The organism is Acidicapsa dinghuensis (assembly GCF_025685685.1).
Lineage (GTDB): Bacteria > Acidobacteriota > Terriglobia > Terriglobales > Acidobacteriaceae > Acidicapsa > Acidicapsa dinghuensis.
Genome location: NZ_JAGSYH010000008.1, coordinates 153,477 through 173,779 on the forward strand (window position 1 = coordinate 153,477; position 20,303 = coordinate 173,779).

The 20,303-nt window shown below is 57.4% G+C and carries 15 protein-coding genes; 11 read left to right on the top strand and 4 right to left on the bottom strand.

Annotated elements, in window-relative coordinates:
- Positions 1-99 precede the first annotated feature (99 nt).
- From OHL22_RS21635 to OHL22_RS21645, 3 genes are all read left to right on the top strand, one after another.
- Positions 100-720: a TetR/AcrR family transcriptional regulator gene (locus OHL22_RS21635; protein ID WP_263341815.1), complete on the top strand. Its 621-nt coding sequence runs from the start codon at positions 100-102 to the stop codon at positions 718-720.
- A 218-nt stretch (positions 721-938) separates the two neighbouring features.
- On the top strand, positions 939-2,600 hold the full coding sequence (locus OHL22_RS21640) for a DHA2 family efflux MFS transporter permease subunit (protein ID WP_317890916.1): 1,662 nt from the start codon (positions 939-941) through the stop codon (positions 2,598-2,600).
- Between the two features lie 43 nt (positions 2,601-2,643).
- Positions 2,644-3,132, top strand: a complete 489-nt coding sequence (locus OHL22_RS21645; protein WP_263341817.1) for a DinB family protein — start codon at positions 2,644-2,646, stop codon at positions 3,130-3,132.
- Positions 3,133-3,279: 147 nt separating this feature from the next.
- Here OHL22_RS21645 and OHL22_RS21650 read toward each other — a convergent pair whose 3' ends face one another.
- A complete protein-coding gene (locus OHL22_RS21650; RefSeq protein WP_263341818.1) occupies positions 3,280-4,110 on the bottom strand; it encodes a prolipoprotein diacylglyceryl transferase in 831 nt (276 codons plus the stop codon).
- A gap of 55 nt (positions 4,111-4,165) precedes the next feature.
- Positions 4,166-5,761 carry a phytoene desaturase family protein gene (locus OHL22_RS21655; RefSeq protein WP_263341819.1) on the bottom strand — a complete coding sequence of 532 codons (1,596 nt, stop codon included), beginning with the start codon at positions 5,759-5,761 and terminating at the stop codon, positions 4,166-4,168.
- Between the two features lie 113 nt (positions 5,762-5,874).
- Between OHL22_RS21655 and OHL22_RS21660 the strand changes: the two genes are divergently transcribed.
- The 3 genes from OHL22_RS21660 (at position 5,875) to deoC (ending at position 8,087) form a co-directional block, all read left to right on the top strand.
- Positions 5,875-6,498, top strand: coding sequence for a TetR/AcrR family transcriptional regulator (locus OHL22_RS21660; protein ID WP_263341820.1), 624 nt, complete (start codon positions 5,875-5,877; stop codon positions 6,496-6,498).
- A gap of 34 nt (positions 6,499-6,532) precedes the next feature.
- Positions 6,533-7,078: a hypoxanthine phosphoribosyltransferase gene (gene hpt / locus OHL22_RS21665; RefSeq protein ID WP_263341821.1), complete on the top strand. Its 546-nt coding sequence runs from the start codon at positions 6,533-6,535 to the stop codon at positions 7,076-7,078.
- 214 nt (positions 7,079-7,292) lie between these two features.
- Positions 7,293-8,087, top strand: coding sequence for a deoxyribose-phosphate aldolase (deoC, locus tag OHL22_RS21670; RefSeq protein ID WP_263341822.1), 795 nt, complete (start codon positions 7,293-7,295; stop codon positions 8,085-8,087).
- 75 nt (positions 8,088-8,162) lie between these two features.
- Here deoC and OHL22_RS21675 read toward each other — a convergent pair whose 3' ends face one another.
- On the bottom strand, positions 8,163-8,606 hold the full coding sequence (locus OHL22_RS21675) for a VOC family protein (protein ID WP_263341824.1): 444 nt from the start codon (positions 8,604-8,606) through the stop codon (positions 8,163-8,165).
- A gap of 148 nt (positions 8,607-8,754) precedes the next feature.
- Here OHL22_RS21675 and OHL22_RS21680 point away from each other — a divergent pair, with 148 nt between their 5' ends.
- Together OHL22_RS21680 and OHL22_RS21685 are read left to right on the top strand one after the other, a co-directional pair.
- Positions 8,755-10,608, top strand: a complete 1,854-nt coding sequence (locus OHL22_RS21680; protein ID WP_263341827.1) for a GAF domain-containing SpoIIE family protein phosphatase — start codon at positions 8,755-8,757, stop codon at positions 10,606-10,608.
- Between the two features lie 148 nt (positions 10,609-10,756).
- Positions 10,757-12,850, top strand: a complete 2,094-nt coding sequence (locus OHL22_RS21685; RefSeq protein WP_263341829.1) for a phosphocholine-specific phospholipase C — start codon at positions 10,757-10,759, stop codon at positions 12,848-12,850.
- Positions 12,851-12,911: 61 nt separating this feature from the next.
- Here the strand turns inward: OHL22_RS21685 and OHL22_RS21690 are convergent, their stop codons facing one another.
- Positions 12,912-15,065, bottom strand: a complete 2,154-nt coding sequence (locus OHL22_RS21690; RefSeq protein WP_263341830.1) for a hypothetical protein — start codon at positions 15,063-15,065, stop codon at positions 12,912-12,914.
- A gap of 227 nt (positions 15,066-15,292) precedes the next feature.
- Here OHL22_RS21690 and OHL22_RS21695 point away from each other — a divergent pair, with 227 nt between their 5' ends.
- From OHL22_RS21695 to OHL22_RS21705, 3 genes are all read left to right on the top strand, one after another.
- Positions 15,293-16,321, top strand: coding sequence for a Gfo/Idh/MocA family protein (locus tag OHL22_RS21695; RefSeq protein WP_263341832.1), 1,029 nt, complete (start codon positions 15,293-15,295; stop codon positions 16,319-16,321).
- 349 nt (positions 16,322-16,670) lie between these two features.
- On the top strand, positions 16,671-17,456 hold the full coding sequence (locus tag OHL22_RS21700; protein ID WP_263341833.1) for an alpha/beta fold hydrolase: 786 nt from the start codon (positions 16,671-16,673) through the stop codon (positions 17,454-17,456).
- A gap of 176 nt (positions 17,457-17,632) precedes the next feature.
- Positions 17,633-20,278, top strand: coding sequence for a glycoside hydrolase family 38 N-terminal domain-containing protein (locus tag OHL22_RS21705; protein ID WP_263341834.1), 2,646 nt, complete (start codon positions 17,633-17,635; stop codon positions 20,276-20,278).
- Positions 20,279-20,303: the final 25 nt, after the last annotated feature.

Sequence of the window (20,303 nt, forward strand, 5' to 3'; positions counted from 1 at the left end):
TCATCACCACGCCAGAAACCTTTTCGCCTCTTCCGGAATCAGATAGGCTATGTGCGACCACTCGGTTTCTTTTCCGGGCACGTCTACCTGAAGGCAGCCATGTTAGTCAGCATCTCCAAGGGTCAGGAAACCCGTCAACGCATCATTGCTGAGGCCGCAGCCATCTTCAATCAGCGCGGCTACGAACGCTGCTCGATCCAGACCATCATGGAAGCCACCGGCCTCGAAAAAGGCGGCATTTACCGTCACTTCGAAAGCAAAGAAGAGCTTGCAGCCGAAGCCTTCGATTTTGCCTGGCGCGCAACCACGGCCAAGCGTCGCCAAGGACTTGAATCGATCGCCAACCAGGCTGATCGCATCCAACAACACATCGCCAACTTCGCACACCGCGCAGGAATTCCCGGCGGATGCCCTTTGCTGAATACCGCAGTCGACTCGGAAAATGGCAATCCCGTGCTTCGCGAACGCGTCCGCGCTGCTCTTGCTGACTGGCAGCAAATGATCGTAGACACTCTCGAATCCGGCAAAGCCGCTGGTACGATCCGCGTTTCTGTCGATTCTCTCCAGGCCGCCAATCACCTTATCGGCACGCTTGAGGGCGCCATGCTCGTCAAGCGAATCGGACGCAACGAGCAGCCAATCCGGCAAGCGATCGAGCAACTTCACGCCTGGGTTGATTCTGAACTTCGCGCAACTGACTCTTTATCTTCGACGAATTGACACATGAACGAATCGACATTCCCTCCCGACTCATCTAAGCTTCATCGGTAGTCGGGCCCATTTTTCCTTCGACAATCGCAACTGGAAGCGCAATTTCAACAAAAAGCAAGAATCGCAGCCCCTGCCTGCTGCATCTTCAACGAGACCGATTGGTCTCTTTTTAGTTTTCATCGTTCGATTCTTCTATTTCCCCGCTTCTCCGAACGAAAGGAATTTCAGTGGCAGACTCCGCCGTTCTCGATCCACCCAATCCAACGCGAATAGTCGCCAATCCCTCCGCTGCAATATCGCCTGCTGTTCCATCGGCCCGGCGCCCCATCAATCCCTGGGTCGTCGCTCTCACCGTGACACTGGCCACATTCATGGAGCTGCTCGATACCTCCATCGCCAACGTCTCGCTGCCCTACATCGCCGGCGGACTCGGCCGCAGTTTTGACGAAGTTACCTGGATCCTCACCACTTATCTCGTCGCCAACGCCGTCGTCCTGCCCATGAGCGCGTGGCTCAGCCGCGTCTTCGGCCGCAAGGCCTACTACATGGGCTGCGTTGCCCTCTTTACCGTCACCTCTCTCGGCTGTGGACTCGCCCCGAGCCTCGGCTTTCTACTTCTTTGCCGCGTCCTTCAGGGCATCGGCGGCGGCGGTCTCGCACCGGTCGAGCAAGCCATCCTGGTCGACACCTTCCCAGCCAGCAAACGAGCCTCGGCTTTCGCACTTTACACCGTCGCCATCGTCACCGCACCAGCTATCGGCCCTGTTCTCGGCGGCTGGATCACCGACAATTACAATTGGCGCTGGGTCTTCCTCATTAATATCCCCATCGGTGCGCTCTCCATTTTTCTCACCAACCGCTTTGTCTCTGATCCACCGGCATTTGAGCAGGAGCGCAAGAGTCTCCGTGCATCGGGCGGTCTTCACATCGACGGCGTCGGTATCGCCCTGGTGGGCCTCGGCTCCGCCACTCTTGAGCTCTTCCTCGATCGCGGCCAGATCGACGACTGGTTCGGCTCCAGCTTCATCACCTGGATGTTCATCATCGCCGTTGTCTCCTGGTTTGTCGCGATCTGGTGGGAGCTTAATCAGCACGACCCGATCATCGACCTGCGTCTGCTCGCCAACCGCAATTTCACCATCTCCGTGATCTTCTACTTCATCTTCGGCGTCGGCCTCTTCGCCACGACCACGATGATCCCGCAGATCCTGCAATCCCTCTACGGCTATCGCGCCATCGACGCTGGCCTTGTTCTCGGCCCCGGAGCATTCGTCATCACACTGCTTGCCCCCGTCGGTGCGCAACTCATCCAACGCGGCATCGTGCATCCAAAGACACTGCTACTATTCAGCCTTGTCGTCGTCTTCGGCGCCATGATGTTCTACGCCAGCTTCAACCTGCAAACCGACTACAACCACTACGCTCTCGCCCGCGCATTCCAGGGCCTGGGCTACGCTTTCTTCTTCGTGCCGATCTCAGTCATTGCCTATTCGCAACTTCGGCCTGACCAAAACAATCGCGCCTCCAGCCTCACCAACCTTGCCCGCAATTGGGGTGGCAGCTTCGGCATCGCCTTTGTCACCGCCGCCAGCGAACGCCGCCAAAGCCTCCACCAGACCCGCACCGGCGACACTCTCGCAGCGTCTTCGGGCGGGCTGCAGCAGGCAGTTCAGTCCACTGCGGCCTATCTGCACGCTCACGGCTATTCTCCCGCGGATTCACTCCAGGCCTCATATCTGCACTATTACCAACTGCTCGATGCCCAAACTCGTCTGCTCGGCTTCATGGATTGTTTCCGCGTCATCGGCCTGCTTACGATCGCGATGGTGCCGGTTGTCTTCTTCATCCGCAGCTTCAAGGTCAGTGGCAAACCATCGGGCGGCCATTGATCCGCTAGCAACCTCTAACCGCTCCTACCCGGAAAGGATCATCATGACCGCAACCGCCGAATCGCTCTTCGTTACCGTCGCGCTCAAGAGCTGGGATGTCTGGCTCACCCGTCTCGACAAAATCCTCGACGCTCTTACCGATGAACAGCTCGAGAGTCCGGTCGTTCCCGGCCGCAACCGCGCCTTTTACATCTACGGTCACCTCATTGCCGTCAACGACAGCATGATTCCTCAGCTTCGCCTGGGAGATCCCTTGTTCCCTGAGTTTGCCGAAACCTTCATCAAACAGCCTGACCGCGCAGCAACGATTTATCCAACCACCATTCAACTCCGTCAATCGTGGAAAGACTTGAACAGGCAACTGTCTGAGCTTCTGCCCCAGCTGTCACCCACTGCATGGCTAGAGCGCCACGCCACCGTAAGCGAAGAAGATTTCGCGAAAGAGCCTCACCGCAACCGTCTGGCAGTCCTGCTCAGTCGGACCAGCCATCTCTCCTACCACCTTGGACAGCTGCAACTGCGTGAAAAATAAGCATCAGATGACAGCAGAAGCATAACAATTGATTATCTAATTATAATTCAATTGGTTACCAACATAAATCAAAAGCATCACTTGACATGAAAACGTCAATTGTTGCTGATTATGGTTCCACGCCTCCTGCGGGGTCTCGCAAGAGACTCACGCAGGGCCGGCAGCCTCTTCCGGGCTCTCAGGAGCCGTCTTTCGACGCCGCATCGCCAGCCAGATCAGTGCCGCCCCGGCAATCACCGATCCAACACTCGCCAATTGTGCATTCGATAAGCCAAACAGAATCCGTGGATTACGCCGGATAAATTCAACTAAAAAACGAGCTAGTCCAGTCCAAAGCAAATATTCGCCTACAACTTCCCCAATAGGCAGATGCCGGCTTGCCCGTTTCCAAAGCCACCACGCGATCAGAAGCCCGACTATACATTCGTACAACGGCGTCGGATGCACCCGCACTCCCGGCGGCGTCGGATCGATTCCGTTCGGAAATCCCATCGCCCAGGGCAGCTTGCTCGGGACCCCATAATCGCCATCGCCCGAGGTCAGGCAGCCGATTCGGCCGATCGCATATCCTACCGCGGCCGCCGGCGAAGCCAGATCCAGCATCCGAAGCGCGCTCAACCCCGCTTTTTTGCCTTGAATAATCAGCGCCAGAATGCCGCCCACCAGGCCGCCAAACCAGGCAAACCCGCCAGTCGAAATCAGCGCCCGCCAGCCGTCGATCTGAAACTCCTCCGGGGTATCGATCACATGCCAGAGCTTCGCGCCGATAATTCCAGCCACCACCGACAACGCCACAATACCCAGCGCATCCGCCTCGATGTGCTCCCTCTGGAAGCTCTTGTGCAGCACCCACGCCCCACAAATCGTCGCCACCCAGAGCATCAGGCCAAAGGTCGGCACATCCCACGGTCCGACCGGGATTACACTGCTGCCAAAGTGCAGCACAAAATGAATTCCAATGTGGATATACGGCAGCATTCTCTATCGAGTATAGACGTCGCGTCCTTCCTCCCGGCTTCTCTTCATTCCTCGCTCATCCCACCCGCGATTTGTGAACTGTCGATATAAGATTCCTCCCCATGGCCACCGAGGCGCAGACCACCCCGCCATAGAGCGCTCCGACCACCCCAAGGCTCGCCACATCCTGCCCGGTCAGAAACAGCCCGCGAACCGGCGTCCGCGCTCCCAGCTCGCGCAACGCAAATCGCTCCGGTGTCGCTGCCACGCCATATATCTCACCATGCCCATAGTTCATAAAGTGCCGCGTCGTCACCGGTGTCGATAGCTCCGCATGCGTCACATTGCCCTGCACCGCTGGAACCTGCCGCTCCAGCTCAGCCATCAGCCGGTCAGCAACCCTCCGTTTCAGAGCGTCATAGTCCTCGCCACGCCGCTTCCACTTAGACTCCGCCCAGCGTGCAAACGCAGCATATGGAGCCATCGTGATCGCCTCTACCGTGCTGTGCCCCGGACACCGTTCCTGAAACGACGGATCTTTCGAGGAAGGAAACGACAAATACACCCCCGGAAACGGCGCTTCGACATCCTTCGCAAATCGCCGCACGTTCGCATCGTGATCCAGCGATGGATACACCCACAGATTCGTGCCCTTGAGCCCCAGCTCCGCGTCAGTCTTCGCAAGTCCCACATACAGACTCAAATGCGCCGTTGACGGAGCCAGCTTCCGCAACCCAGCCCGCAAACCCTCCAGCGCCAGAAGGTCGCCCGGCAGCAGCCGCTCAATGGTATTCACCGCACCCGCATCACTGATCACCAGCGGCGCAAGAAACTCCCGCCCATCTTTCATCCGCACACCGGCAGCTTTGCCTTGCTCCAGCAGAATCTCCGTAACCTCTGCCCCCGTCACCACCGCCCCGCCGCGTTGCTGAATCTGTGCAGCCATTGCCCGCGCAATCGTCCCGGCTCCGCCCACGGGATAACTCGCCCCGCCAAAATAGTGCTCTGCAATCGTGGCATGCACGGCAAAGCTGCTCTCTGCCGGAGGCAGCCCATAGTCTCCCCACTGCGCCATAAGCACCCCGGCCAACTCCGGATTCTTCGTAATCCCCGCCATCACCTCCGCTGTCGTCCGGCGAGCCCAGCGCAGATATGGCATCCGCATCAGCCCACCTGCAAGCTTCGCAATCACCCCCGGCACAGCTTTTTCCGCGTAATACAGCCCGCTCGCCCGATTGCAGGCCATCACGGCCCCGATATACCGGTCAATCGCATCTGTCTCGCCCGGGAAATAACCCTTCATCCCCTCCCGAAATCGCTCCAGTCCCGCCACAAAATCAAACCGGCGATCACTCACGATCACCCGGTCATACACTTCCGGCATCGGCTCCCATGCCACCTGCCCGGCAGTTACATGATCAAAGGCCCGCCGCACATTCGAACCACTATCCATCTGCCCGATATAGTGCAACCCCACATCCCACTCATATCCAGGCCTGTTGAAAGTATGCGTAAACCCGCCCGCCTCATAGTGCCGTTCCAGCACCAGCGCCCGTTTACCGGCATGAACAGCCAGCAGCACCGCAGCCGTAAGACCGCCAATCCCCGAACCGATAATGATTGCATCCCACGCTTCCTCCAGCTTCGCCTGCCTGTATCCGATCACAGCCATCGCCCACCTCCGCAGCAGATTTCATCGGCATCAACCGGCAATGTTGACATCGACAACATCAAGCTATTTCAGAAATGTTGCGCATGTCAACATTGATCTGTTAAAACTTTCTCGTGATCCCCAAAAAACAGATCGACACGCCCTACCACCATCCAAATCTGCGCCAGGCACTTCTCAATGCCGCCGTCACTCTCGTCGGCGAAGTCGGTCCACGCGCCTTCACTCTGCGCGAAGTCGCCCGCCGCGCTGGCGTCTCTCACAACGCTCCCTACCGTCATTTCACGAGCAAAGATGACCTCCTAACCACCGTTGCAATCGAGGGCTTCGAGCGCCTCACGCGAACTATGCTCGCCAACCAGGGCAGCACCGCATCCCCTTCAAAACGCCTCATACTCGCCGGTTGCGGATACGTGGAGTTCGCCCTGAAGTGGCCCAATCACTTTGCAATCATGTTTGACTCAGGGGCAGCTCCACCGAATGTAGACTGCACTCCAGCCAATGCAGGAGAAGAAGCCTTCCGCGTCCTCCTAGACAGCATCATCGCCGCCCAGCAATCCGGTGACCTGCCACCAGGCGATCCCATGCCCCACGCCTTCACCGCATGGTCTCTCGTTCACGGAATCGCCAAGCTCGCCATCGGCGGCAACCTGCCAATGGATCACGATGCCATCCTCAACTTCACATCCATTGCCGCCCTGCGCATGCTCACCCCGCATTCTGACCGTGCGAAAAGTTGACCTCCCCACAGCCCCGCAGGTGATACTACTTTTCATGGCAACAACCACAGCACAGGGACTCGAAGTTCTCTTCACTCGCGACCAGATCGCCGAACGCGTCCGCCAGATGGGCGAGCAGATCTCCAACGACCTCGCCGGCGAAAAACTCGTCATGATCGGTGTCCTCAAGGGCGCAGCCCCATTCCTCGCCGACCTGTCCCGCTCTGTCACAGTCGACGCCACCTTCGACTTCGTCGCAGTCAAAAGCTACGCCAAAGGCAGCCAGACCTCTTCCGGCGCCGTCAAGCTCATTAAGGATCTCGACGAGCCTATCGAAGGCAAAAACGTTCTCGTCGTCGAAGACATCCTCGACACCGGCCTTACCCTTGCTTTCCTGCGCAAGCTCTTCCTGCAGCATCGCCCCAAAAGCCTGCGCATCGCAGCGCTTCTCGACAAGCCCTCGCGCCGCGTTGAGCAGATCGACGCCGATTATGTCGGATTCTCCATCCCCAATCTCTTCGTCATCGGCTACGGCATGGACTTTTCCGAGCGCTACCGCAATCTGCCTGACATCTGCCTGATGCCGCCCGACGCCGTCTAATTCCAAGGCAAAGCCATTGCGGGCGTTGTTGTATGCGGCCGATTCAATATAGAGCTCCAGATGGTATCGGATCGAATAGGCGCAACCGCATTTTTCGAGCTATACTCCATTTCCGGCGCTCCATTTTTCGACGGATCATTTTTCCGCACTCGTAAGACCATTTCAGCAGTGCTACCAACTCCGGCCCGCTGCATCTAACAGGAGTAGAACGAACATGGCGAATGCAACCTCACTTCCCTCCAACTCCCTGGCTAATCTCCCCACCGGCGCCGACATCGATGTTGATCTTGAAATCGACAATGGGAACTTCGATTCCGCTGGCTTCGCCTCCAACACGCTATCAAGTTGGCAAAACCTCGCTGCCGTCATCGACCACACCCTGCTCAAGCCCGAAGCCACCCGCACCCAGGTCGAGAATCTCTGCGACGAAGCCATCCGCTATCGCTTCGCCTGCGCCATGATCAACCCCGTCTGGGTCTCGACCGCCGCCACCCTGCTCGCCGGAACCGGAGTTCCCGTCGGTGTCGTTCTCGGCTTCCCGCTCGGCGCAACTCTCGCTTCAACCCTCCGCCAGGAAGCTGCGGCTCTCATCCGTCTCGGTGCCCGCGAGCTTGATATGGTACTCTCTGTCGGCCAGCTCAAGAGTGGCGAATACGCCCATGTCGAGCGCAACATTCGGGGCGTAGCCGAGGTCGCCCATCATCACGGCGCCCTCGTCAAAGTAATCCTCGAAACCTGCCTGCTTTCGGTCGAAGAAAAGCTTCGCGCCTCTGAAATAGCAATCCAGGCCGGCACGGACTTTCTCAAAACCTCCACTGGCTTCTCTTCAGGCGGCGCAACTGCTGCCGATGTGGCCCTGCTGCGCGGTGTTGCCGGAGCTCGCTGCGGCGTCAAAGCCTCAGGCGGCATAGGCACCCTGGCCGACGCCAAAACCATGCTCGAAGCCGGAGCCAACCGCATTGGCGCATCCGCCTCGGTCAGCATCGTCCGCGAACTCGGAGCGGAATAAAGGGTCAGTTTCCGCAGGGCGCTCTTTCCCGCGGAGCATTCATCTGAGCAGAGCATTCGTTTCTTTGAGCGCCACTCAGGATGCCCGTCGAACCACAGCTCCCCACTGTTCTGGCGAGATATCGTGGGAGTGCTGCGAAAAAAGCCAGTGATGGCCGTCGATATCTTCGACGCCGTACTGCCGTTCTCCGTAGATGGTTTCGTGCAACGGCTCGATGATACGGGCGCCTTCCTCGCGCGTGTGTGTGTAATGCGTATCTACATCTTCGACAAATACAGTCAGCATTTGCGTGCGGAATCCAACCTGCGCCGGGGTTTCAAAGCCTTTCGCGCGTGAAATCATGATGCACGCACTACCGGCAAACACCTGCGCACCAGAAACCAGGCCTCCCGGCTCGCCGTAGCGGTAATGCTCAACAAAGCCGAAGACCCGGTTCAACCAGCAGAGCGCATCTGGGACGCACCGGTAAACTACGTGCGGCAATACGGTGTCGGTCGGAACAGAGCGATTGACAGTCATAGCCCGCCTCACAGCCCGCTATTGTATGCCCACTTCGGCATCCTGAGAATCGTCTCGTTATCCTGGACTTTTCCATGGGTCGCAAATCACTTGCAGCATTACCGCTTGACTGCGACGTATGGATTGTCATTCCGCTACAATCACCCCAATGCCCGAAGACGTGTCTCTTCCCTCAGCTGAACAAGAACCCGCTCCACAAACCAGCCGCGATGACCGCGCGCTCCCGGAGTTGGAAGGAGACTACCGTCCCACGGCAGGCACCTATCTTGACCCCGTAAACCCCCGCGTCGATCCGGCAGATTACGCATATCTCCTGCGCATGGCGGAGACGCTGAACACGACCCTCGATCTCCGCACGCTGCTCAAGCGCACCTCCGAGCTCGTCCGCGCCGTTATCCCCTACCGCATCTTTGCCATCCTCCTTCTCGACGAAAGCGGCAAAGAGCTTCGTATGCGCTTTCAGATCGGCCACACGCCCGAGGTCGAGCGCATGCGCTTCCCTTTTGGCGAAGGCGTCGTCGGTCGCGTGGCCCAGACGCGCCAGGCCATACTCATCAACGATGTCACCAAAGTCGAGAACTACATTGCTGCCAACGAACAGGTCCGCTCCGAGCTCGCCGTTCCGCTCATCAACAAAAACAAGGTCATCGGCGTCCTCGACCTCGAAAGCGAAGAAGTCAATCACTTCCGCGCCGAGCACCTTCATCTGCTCACCCTTACCGCTTCGCGCATCGGCCAGGCCATCGAAAATGCCCGCCTTTACTCCCGCGTTACCCGTCAGGCCCAGGTACTGCAGGTTTTGAACGAAATCTCCGTCGAGCTCACCTCTATCCTCGACATCGATCAGCTCTTCGAGCGCATCGGCCAGCTTCTACGCCGCGTCATCGACTACCAGATGTTCACCATCATGCTCGTCGATCCCAAAGGCGAGCTCCTCGTCACACGCTACGCCTGGCGTTTCGGACACGCCACCGCCCCCTCGCGCTCGCTGCCCATCAACACTGGAATCGTTGGCGCAGCCGTTGCCGAGTGGCGTCTCATCAATGTACCCGATGTGCGCCTCGACCCTCGTTATCACATGGTCAATCCGGAGACGCGTTCGGAAATGATTGTGCCGCTCTTCTACAAGAACCGTGTCATCGGTGTCCTCGATCTCGAACACGTCAAGCCGAACTTCTTCCACGAGCGTCACGAGCGCACCGCCACCACTCTTGCCGCACAGATCGCCATCGCCATTGAAAACGCCCGCCTCTATCAACAGGTCGTGCGCCACGAACAACAGCTGGAGCGCGATCTCGCGATGGCCCGCCAGGTTCAACTACGCCTGCTTCCCTCCGAGTGCCCAGTCCATAAGAATGCCGAGTTGGCTGCTCGCTTTCTTCCTGCGCGCTCCATCGGCGGCGACCTCTATGACTTCGCCGAATACGATGCCAACCGTTCAGCTATCATCCTCGGCGACGTCAGCGGCAAAGCCGCCCCGGCAGCCCTCTTCGCCGCACTCGTCAGCGGCATCATGCGTTCCGCCGCTCTTCACCATCCCTCGCCTGCAGAAATGCTCACGCAACTCAACGAGTCGCTGCAGGAGCGCCGCCTCGATTCGCAGTACGTCACCATGCTCTACGCCGTCTGGAACGACGACAACCGCACGCTACAGGTAGCCAATGCCGGAGCCGTACAGCCCGTCTTCTGCCGCGGCGGTGAAATCAAGACCCTCGCCGTCGAAGGCTTCCCGCTCGGTATGTTCCCCGAAGCCGAATACGAAGAGATCTCCGTCGCCACCCAGCCCGGCGACGCCTTCGTCTTCATCTCCGACGGCATCACCGACGCCGAAAACGCCCAGGGGGAGATGTATGGCACCGACCGCCTCACCAACATCCTCTGCGGCCACCGCGAGCTACCCGCCGTGCAGATAGCCGAAGCTATCTTCGCCGACGTTGCCCGATTCCAGGCCGGCAAAGCCCGCTTCGACGACGAAACCATCCTCGTCCTCCGCGTCCGCTGATCCGGCACCTAATCCTGACCCGCCGCCTCTTCTGTCCTGATCAATTTTGCTCAGTCATCGGATTGCAACACCGCTGTCACTGTCGCGCAATAACAGCCGCATACCGTCTGTCCTCGGAACCAGAACTCTTCCCCGAGGTATACAAACGATGGCCACGGATCGCCGCACCTTCCTGCAACTGCTCACCACCAGTGCCGCCGCAGCAACCTTCCCTGTTAGCATTGCCCGCGCTCTTGAGATTCCTGCCAACAACCGCACCCGCTCCATTCGCGACGTCGAACACATCGTCATCCTCATGCAGGAGAATCGCTCCTTCGATCACTACTTCGGTACCCTCCGCGGCGTCCGCGGCTTCGGAGACCCGCGAGTAGCAAAACTCCCCAACGGAGACCCGCTCTGGTATCAGCCCAATGGCTCCGACTACGTCCTTCCCTTCCATCCCGGAGCGCCCAGCCTCGGCCTGCAGTTCCTGCAAGACCTCGCCCACGACTGGACCACCACCCACGCCGCATGGAATAACGGCCAGCATGATCAGTGGGTGCCGCAAAAGGGCACCACCACCATGGCGCATCTCACCCGCAGCGACATTCCCTTCCACTATGCTCTAGCCGATGCCTTCACCATCTGTGACGCTTATCATTGCTCGCTGCTCGGCCCTACCGATCCCAACCGCTATTACATGTGGACCGGCTGGGTAGGCAATGACGGCAACTTCGGCGGTCCCGTCATCGACAACGCTGAACTCGGCTATGACTGGCACACCTATCCCGAACGCCTGCAATCGGCCGGCGTCTCTTGGAAGATTTATCAGGATCAGGGCGCAGGACTCGATGCGGCCCACTTCTGGGGATGGGGCGAAGATGCCTACATCGGCAACTACGGCGACAACTCGCTGCTCTACTTCCACCAGTACCAGAACGCGCCTGCCAACAGCCCACTCGCCAGGCGAGCCCGCACCGGAACCAACATCTCCGCCAGCGGCACACTTTTCGATCAGTTCCGCAATGATGTGCAGTCCGGCAAGCTGCCCCAGGTCTCCTGGATCGTCGCTCCCGAAGCCTATACCGAGCATCCCAACTGGCCCGCCAACTACGGCGCCTGGTATGTCTCGCAGATGCTGGACGCGCTCACCTCAAACCCTGAGGTCTGGAGCAAGACTGTCTTCCTGCTCACCTACGACGAAAACGACGGTTTCTTCGATCACGCGCTTGCTCCTACCGTTCCCACCTCACGCGCAAATGGTATCTCCACCATCGACACCGCAAACGAGATCTTCAATGGCGCGCCGTCCTATCCCACCTCTGAATACCCCGCAGGCCCCTACGGAATGGGTATCCGCGTACCTATGCTCGCCATCTCTCCCTGGAGCAAAGGCGGCTGGGTCAACTCCGAGGTCTTCGACCATACCTCTATCATCCGCTTCATCGAAGCACGCTTCGGACGCGAGTATCCCGGCATCAACGAGCCAAACATCACTCCGTGGCGCCGCGCCGTCTCGGGCGACCTGACCTCGACCTTCAACTTCCAATCACCCAACGACGCCAAGGTCAAGCTGCCCAGCACTATCGCGTACATCCCACCCGACAACAACCGCCATCCCGACTACATTCCCGCTCCACCAACCGAGCAATCTCTGCCTACGCAGGAGCCCGGAACACGTCCCGCGCGCGCCCTTCCCTATGAGCTGCACGTTCACGGAGAAGCCGATCTTTCCAGCGGTTCCTTCCGCATTCATTTTGGAAGCGCAGGTAAGACCGCCGTGTATCAGGTGCGTTCCGGTAACTCACCGCTCGGCCCCTGGACCTACACCGTAGGAACAGGCGCTGAAGTCAGCGACATCTGGCCCATTGCCGCGCAAAACCTCAGCGCATACGACCTCGCCGTCTACGGACCCAACGGCTTCCTGCGCAGCTTCAAAGGCAGCATCACCGGTAATCATCCAGCCAACCTCGACGTTCGCGCTGCCTATGACATCCACCGCAACGGCATCACACTCACGATCCGCAACCTCGCCCATGCCACCGAGGTCCGCATCGCCGACGCCTATACAGGCGACACCTTCAAAAGCAATCTCAAATCCGGTGAAATCCTCATCAACACCTGGTATCTCGACCACTCCCACGGCTGGTACGACCTCACCGTCTCAGTCGAATCTGACTCTTATTTCGCCTACCAGTTCGCAGGCCACGTAGAAACGGGCCAGGACAGCATCACCGACCCTGCCATCGCCAGGATCGAATAAACCCATCCTGATACAGGCACTCGCGTCGGGAATCCGGGTGCCTGTTTCTCTTACCAAAGAATCATTGCGAAAGCTCAACACGCCCCAATGCAAACGAGCTATCTGTTCCAATTAAGATGCCCTGAGTCGGGTCAACCAGATACAGACTGAAGCCCTGAGACAATGTCGGCGCAGACGGAGCCAGCCCCGTCAGCGTTCCAGTGAGGACGCCGTTACTTGACGGCATAAAGCTGCCCGCAATAGCAAAATCGGCGTTACCTACACCTGCATCGGCATAACCGCTCACAGCAACGCTACCACCGCCGGCAACCGCCGTGATGGGTCCAACCACGCTCATCGCCTCCACATTTTGAAGTAGATTCGTCCCATAAATCATCGCGTTCAATCCGTAGTTTCCATTGAACGATGCTGCCGTAAAGGCGGCGGATTGCTGCAGGAACGCCTCCCCATTGAAGATATCGCTACTGTCGCTGGAGAGCAGCAAAGCGCCGCCGCTGGTGAGGTAAAAACGCAGCGAATAGTTGAACGCGGAGCCATCGGAAAGGTTCGTCAGCGTCATACGGCCAGTTGGATCGACAGTGTACGAACCCGTGAATGTCTCCGGAGCCTGCGCCGCGCTGCCCGAACCATCATTCCAGTTGAGCGTACCGGTCACGCTACCGTCGGCCTTAGGCGTCAACACTCCGGCAATCTGCAGTGGCCCCCGCGCATCTGAACCTTGCGCTCCGAAGACATAACTCGATCCGGCAATCGATGCCGCGCTGAACGTTCCCGTGCTTGCACCTTGCCCAAGCGCCACGCCGCCCAACACGCCGTTGAAATTGTTCGTCTCATCCGTATCGCTGACTTCGACCAGGCGAATGTGGCTCGAATCCACAACATAGCCTGCCAGATACAGCGTCGGCAGCGGTGAGCTTGCCGATGGCTGCAAGGCGATCTGCACACGGCCGTTAGCGTCAGGAGCGGACACAGTGCTCGCACCTATCGTCTGCGTACCGCCAAAGCTGGCGTAGCTGTCGATCACATCGAGAATGCTGCCATTGCCGGAGATACCTCCAGCACTATCGACATTCAGCACACCGCCCATCCATGTCGCATCAGTGAACTTATCGCTGCCAAACAGCGATACCGCATATCCCCCCGACGGCGGAGCAATGCTTGTCTGCCGTTCAAGAGTGCCATTAGCCAAAGCGCCGTTCAATCCATTCACAAAGCCCTTCGCGCCCGAGGCCAGTGTTCCTTCGAGCGTTTCAATCTGGCCCGGCCCGACTTGCAGGCTCACTTCAAGATTCCCATCAGGCGTAGTCGCGTAGCTGCCTCCACTGATGGACTGAAACATGGTGGCGGGGATAGTGTTATCGTCCGCATCTGAAGTCAAATATGCCCAGTCCTGCTCGCCGCCCGTAACCACGCCATTACTTGCCGTGAAAACCCCGGTGATAAAGCTTGAAGTAATTCCCGTCTGTCCTGAGATCTGAAAAACATACGTTCCATTCGCCAGCGTAGACGCAGCCGGCGTAATAACAATGTTGGTCGATACCGATTTAGTCGTGTCTGTGACCGAAGTAGCCGTGACTGTAACGCTGCCGTCAGATGGAACTGTCGCAGGCGCGGTGTAGGTGGTTGCTGCTTCACTGTAAGTCGTCGCTGGTGCAAACGAACCACAAGCGATGCTGCTACAAGCTACCGTCCACTTCACCTGCGGATTCGCCGTCACATCGTTTGCAATTGCTGCATTCAATCCAAAGGAAGAGCCAACTTGCATTGACGCAGGTGGCGGAGCAAAGAAAGTGACTGAGACAGGAATAGGAGGCACGATCTTAATCGCTGTCGACACAGACTTCGAGCCGTCCGCAACCGATGTCGCCGTAACAGTGACTACCCCGCCCGAAGGAACCACCGCTGGTGCTGTATACGTGATCCCTGCCGCATCCGCGTTTGAACTGAAAGCTCCACATGCACCCGCACTGCCACATGCCACCGACCAGGTCACCGCCGTATTTTCGCCAGCCACAGCGATGTTTGTATAAGTAGCCGCAGCAACCAGTGAGGCTGAGGCATTTACCGCCAGCGAGGTCGGTGGTTGTGCAACAAAGATAACCGCATTCGGACCCGGTGGCGGCGGAACACTTACCGTCCCACCTCCCGTGCATCCGATCATCCCGGCAACAGAAATGAAATAAACAACCTGCAGAATGGAACCGCTTACCTTCATCGATCTACCCCGCTTTGTCGCGGTTGGGTTACGTCTTCAATTCGAGCATGGTTGCGCCCCAACGCAATCCTGCCCAATCCAGCCAGTGCTGCAGCTTCACCATCCTGGACGCATAGACGTAGTGCAGAAAAAATTGTTCCTTACTTTATCGTTACAAGTTCAAGCGCCACGATTCATTGCGCAACCAGAGTTACCATTCGCCGATTCGAGCAAGCTATCCTATCCGCATGTCGAATCCCGAAGGTTCCTCGAAAAAGATCCGCTGGGGTGTTCTCAGCACCGCCAAAATCGGCCTGAAAAAAGTTCTGCCCGCCATGCAGCTTGGCCAGCTCACGACCGTCGACGCCATAGCCTCACGCAACCTCGCCAAAGCTCGCGAAGCGGCTGATGAGCTAGGCATCCCCAAAGCCTACGGCTCCTATGAGGAACTGCTCACCGATCCCGATATCGACGCCATCTATAACCCACTGCCCAACCAGCTTCACGTCCCCTGGACCATCAAAGCTGCCGAAGCCGGCAAGCACGTCCTCTGCGAAAAGCCCCTGAGCCTCACCGTCGCCGAAGCCAAAACCCTCCTCGACGTCCGCGCCCGCACCGGTGTCAAGATCGGCGAAGCCTTCATGATCCGCACTTACCCGCAATGGCTGCGCATCCGCGAAATTCTTGACTCAGGCCGCATCGGAGAACTGCGCTCCATCTTCGCCTTCTTCAGCTACTACAACACCAACAAGACCAACATCCGCAACAACGTCAAGTCAGGCGGCGGAGCACTCTATGACATCGGCTGCTACTGTATCCACGCCTCACGCCACGCCTTTGGTGGCTTGCCCACCCGCGTAGTCGGCTTAATCGACCGCGACCCCGAAACGGACGTTGATCGCCTCACCTCTGCCTTGCTCGACTTCCCCGTCGGCCACTCCATCTTCACCTGCTCCACTCAGCTAGTCCCTTACCAGCGCGTCCAGTTCTATGGCACCACAGGCCGCATCGAAATCGAGATCCCCTTCAACGCCCCCAAAGACCGCCCCACCCGCATCTTCATCGATATCGGCGGAGAACTCTTCGGCTCAGGCATCAGCACTGAAGTCTTCCCCGTTCAGGATCAATACACACTGCAGGGCGACGCCTTCTCCAAAGCTATCCTCGAAGACACCGAAGTTCCCGTCCCGCTCGAAGACGCCATAGCCAACATGGCCGTCATCGAAGCTATCTTCAAGTCCGCTCAAACGAACCAGTGGGAAACACCGGAACCATAGAGCCGTGCACGGCTCGGCCTTGTCATCTTGAGCAAAATGGAGAACGATGAATGCGTTGACCTGTTGGCAATAACAGATAGGGAAGCTGTACTCCTGATATCTCAACAATATTGCCAGAAGGCTCGCTCTTGGTTCTTTTAAGTAAGAAGTAGATTTAACAGTGCCTGAAGTGGATGCGGACGCCGCGTTAGCAAAATGTTCATGCGCCGTTGTCACGAACACGCGAGACGAGTTGTAGAGGAGAAAAATGCTGAGACGAGAGCTCCTTGCTATTTCTGGCGCCGGATTGAAGGCGACTGCCCTAGTCCCGATATTTCATGGACCGTCATCTTTTCTTCTGGAGACACTCATGCAAAATTCAAGCTCAGGTTACGCTCCTGTCAATGGATTAAATCTTTATTACGAGATTCATGGCGAAGGTCAACCACTCATCATGTTGCACGGCGGCGTTACAGCCAGCGAGGTATTCGGTCAGAATCTGACGGAACTGGCGAAGACGAGGAAGGTCATCATCCTTCATCAGCAAGGGCACGGACGTACGAAAGACATCGATCGTCCATTGCGGTTTGAATTCATGGCCGATGACGTAGCTGCCTTGATGGCCTGGCTGAAGATCGAGAAAGCAGATGTACTGGGTTACTCGTTAGGCGGTGGAGTGGCGCTACAAACTGCGATTCGGCATTCTGCCACCATCAATCGCCTGATCGTCGTCTCGGCTGCCATGCAACGGGACGGGTCGTTCCCGGAAGTAGCTGCGGCATTCGATCAGATGCCTGCGCACGCCGCACAGATCGCGCAAAACATTAAAGGTTCGCCGCTTGGTCAGCTCTATCCGGATGTCAACTGGGAAACGCTTCTCCGCAAAATCGCAGAGATGGAATCTCATGACTTCGACTGGTCGGAGCAGGTGAAAAAGTTTCATTTTCCCACGATGCTTGTCTTTGCCGACGCTGACTCTATTCGCCTTGAACACATAGTGGCCTTCTACGAAGCACTGGGAGGAGGTCAACGCGATGCCGGTCTTGATGGTTCGCTGCGTTCGACAGCCAGGCTTGGCATTGTGCCCGGCGCGACACACTATAACATCCTATCAACGACAGCAGTAGCTAATATGGCGTTGCCATTTCTTTCCTAGACTCGCCTGATACAGCGGTTATTTCATTGCCATATCTGGCAAAATTTACGCGCTCACGCTATCTATATAAACTTCGTTGCCTATCGGCGCCGTTGTAGAATTCACAGATCTGTTTAAAGACAGGCATTCACTGTCAAAGCCCTGATGCCGCTAATCACGCTCTAAGCGAGATGATGATGAAAAAATCGCAACATCCCAAGTGGAACCGAAGAGAGTTCGTTGCCGGCGCGGCAACACTCGTCTTTAGCCAATACGCTCCAGCGCAACTGGCCAGCAACAAAGGTGAAAACCCCCACGGCCGCGACGTCTATATCGTCTCCAATTTTCATCCAGCCAGTTGCGGCTGGCTCGCAGATTTCTCAAAAGAGCGCGTCTACTGCGTCAACAGCTATCTCTCGCATCTGGATCGTGTTCGTGATGACGCGCAATACGAGTTTGTCCTGTCCGAAATAAACAACATCATCGGCATCATGAACTTTCACCCTGAGCGCATCCCGGAGCTCAAACAGCGCGTCGCCGAAAAGCGAGTCGAACTTGTCAACGGCTTCTTCCTCGAATCCACCATCAATCTCTCCGGAGGCGAAGCGCTCGTTCGCATCGGCTCCGAAGGCCTGCGGTGGTACGAGAAAATCTTCGGCCTCAGGCCTCAGTATGCCTGGTGCATCGATACCTGCGGCGTGCATGATCAGATGGCACAGATCGCCAAAGGCCTCGAGCTGAAAGCCCTTGTCTACACCCGCAAGAATCCGACAGGCAAAACAATCTTCTGGACCGTCTCGCCCGATGGCTCGCGCATACTCACACTCTGTCCGGGCCACTACTCCGAAGCGAGCAGCATCTATGAGAGCAAAGAAGTATTGGCTGAAGCGCAACTGGACAAGCTCGAAAGCCAGTTCGCTTCGAAAGAAAGCATCACGCCAGAGGGCGCATCGATTCTCATTCTCGGCGGCGGCGGTGATTATTCGCTTGCTCCCCCGGTTAAGTCCTATCCAACTGCATTACTCGCGCAGTGGCAACAACCCGGAGCACGCCGCAAGATTCGCTTCACAACCCTGAGCAAGTACGTAGACACCATCCTTCCCGGCATTCAATCCGGAACGATCGAGATACCCACTCATGAAGGCGGTACTGCCTATGACTTTGATGCATTCTGGATGGACACCCCTAAAGTAAAAACCTTATACCGCAGCAGCGAACAAAGCCTGCAAACAGCCGAGTCGCTGGCTACTATCGCCAGCCTGAGCGGCCATTACAGCTACCCATCGCAGAGCCTCTATGAGTCATGGACATTGATGTTCCTGAACATGGATCGCAACACCCTCTGGGGATCGGCAGGAGGCATGGTCTTCGTTAGTGAAAAGTCCTGGGACGTGCAGGACAGGTTCAACTGGGTGCAGCACTCCGCTACTCAGGTGCAGTCGAGCGCTCTCAAATCTCTTACAGCTGCCGGAAAGCAAGCAGCCCTCTTCAATCCATTGAACTGGCGCCGCAATGATCCAATCACGCTCAAACTCGCTGCCGGCAAAATCATCGATGGCACGCCATGCGAACTTCTGCCTGATGGACGCGTCCTATGCAGCATTCCGATGGCATCTACGAGTTTGCATCCGTTAAAGCTGGTCCAGGGCGAGCCGCAGAAGCCGAAAGCACTCGGCTCCATCAACAAAGTTGAGACTTCGCTCTACACCTTGACCCTGGATGCGAAAACCGGTGCGATCGCCAGCCTCACAAGCCGGAAGAGCGGGCGGGAACTCCTCGGCGCACAAGCAAACACCATCATCGCGGAGAGGCCCAAAAAGAAGGCAAGCGATCCGGGAGATATTCTTCCTCCGATTCCAGGGCAGGACAGGATTGCAACTTCGAGCGACGAGCCTTCAACGATTGAGGTACACAAAGGTCCGCTGTTAATCACCATCGCAGTCACAGGCAAGTTCTACGGCGGTGGTGTCCTGCGCCGAAGCATCCGGCTTTACGAAGCCCATCCGCGCATAGACTTCGAAACCGAGCTGAACGATATTCCGGACTACACCATGGTGTATGCGAATTTCCCTCTCGCAAACGATGTCGACGAAGTGATGCGCGGCGTGCCTTTCGGCTTCTCCCATGCCGCCTGGTCAAAGCCTGACCCGAACCTGCACGGCTGGGCCAAAGGCATCGTACCCGCCGTACGTTGGAGCGCCTACGCAACCACTGGCGCAGGCGGCGCAGCTCTGTTCGATCGAGGACTAACAGGCCGCGAATTGAATGGCCGCGAGGCCTCCATCTATCTCTTCAACGCAGAAGACAAATATCAGGGCTACGACAATCCATGGATGACCGGCAAAGGCAAACATGTGCTGGAGTATGCACTGCTGCCTTACGAATCGTCGTGGAAAGAAGCACGAGTTCCACAAGCCGCATGGGAATATAACCTCGCTCCGGCCGTGTTCGATGGGTGCTCTGACTTTAGAAGCCAGAGTTATCTCGAAACATCCAATAACGTAATCGTCGAGTCTCTGCGTCGGCAGGGCAATCACATGATCTTGCGGTTTGTAGAGGCCTTCGGAATCCCCGGCGAAGCAAATATCAAGCTATCGCTCCCGCACAAGAACGCAGCGATCACAGATCTGGTTGGAAACGTGGTTACAAACCTTCCCTCCGGCGCGGAGTATCGCTTCGCGGTTCATCCTCAGCAGATCGTCACGATGTACTTTGAAACAGAATCAGCAGTGGAAGAAGAAATACCCGTGACAGCATGGGATAAGTTCGTCCCGCAGCAAAAGCTCGAAGCATTGCACGCATACAGCCCAGACGTAATCGGGCATCCACCCACCGGCGTTTGAGCAGTTGTTAGCGACCAAATTGCGA

What these genes read in the sequence shown, in the direction of transcription:
- OHL22_RS21635 (WP_263341815.1), top strand. Translation starts at nt 100, where the DNA reads ATGTTAGTCAGCATCTCCAAGGGTCAGGAAACCCGTCAACGCATCATT.
- OHL22_RS21645 (WP_263341817.1), top strand. Translation starts at nt 2,644, where the DNA reads ATGACCGCAACCGCCGAATCGCTCTTCGTTACCGTCGCGCTCAAGAGC.
- OHL22_RS21675 (WP_263341824.1), bottom strand. Translation starts at nt 8,606, where the DNA reads ATGACTGTCAATCGCTCTGTTCCGACCGACACCGTATTGCCGCACGTA.
- hpt (WP_263341821.1), top strand. Translation starts at nt 6,533, where the DNA reads ATGGCAACAACCACAGCACAGGGACTCGAAGTTCTCTTCACTCGCGAC.
- OHL22_RS21685 (WP_263341829.1), top strand. Translation starts at nt 10,757, where the DNA reads ATGGCCACGGATCGCCGCACCTTCCTGCAACTGCTCACCACCAGTGCC.
- deoC (WP_263341822.1), top strand. Translation starts at nt 7,293, where the DNA reads ATGGCGAATGCAACCTCACTTCCCTCCAACTCCCTGGCTAATCTCCCC.
- OHL22_RS21695 (WP_263341832.1), top strand. Translation starts at nt 15,293, where the DNA reads ATGTCGAATCCCGAAGGTTCCTCGAAAAAGATCCGCTGGGGTGTTCTC.
- OHL22_RS21705 (WP_263341834.1), top strand. Translation starts at nt 17,633, where the DNA reads ATGAAAAAATCGCAACATCCCAAGTGGAACCGAAGAGAGTTCGTTGCC.
- OHL22_RS21650 (WP_263341818.1), bottom strand. Translation starts at nt 4,110, where the DNA reads ATGCTGCCGTATATCCACATTGGAATTCATTTTGTGCTGCACTTTGGC.
- OHL22_RS21680 (WP_263341827.1), top strand. Translation starts at nt 8,755, where the DNA reads ATGCCCGAAGACGTGTCTCTTCCCTCAGCTGAACAAGAACCCGCTCCA.
- OHL22_RS21655 (WP_263341819.1), bottom strand. Translation starts at nt 5,761, where the DNA reads ATGGCTGTGATCGGATACAGGCAGGCGAAGCTGGAGGAAGCGTGGGAT.
- OHL22_RS21690 (WP_263341830.1), bottom strand. Translation starts at nt 15,065, where the DNA reads ATGAAGGTAAGCGGTTCCATTCTGCAGGTTGTTTATTTCATTTCTGTT.
- OHL22_RS21700 (WP_263341833.1), top strand. Translation starts at nt 16,671, where the DNA reads ATGCAAAATTCAAGCTCAGGTTACGCTCCTGTCAATGGATTAAATCTT.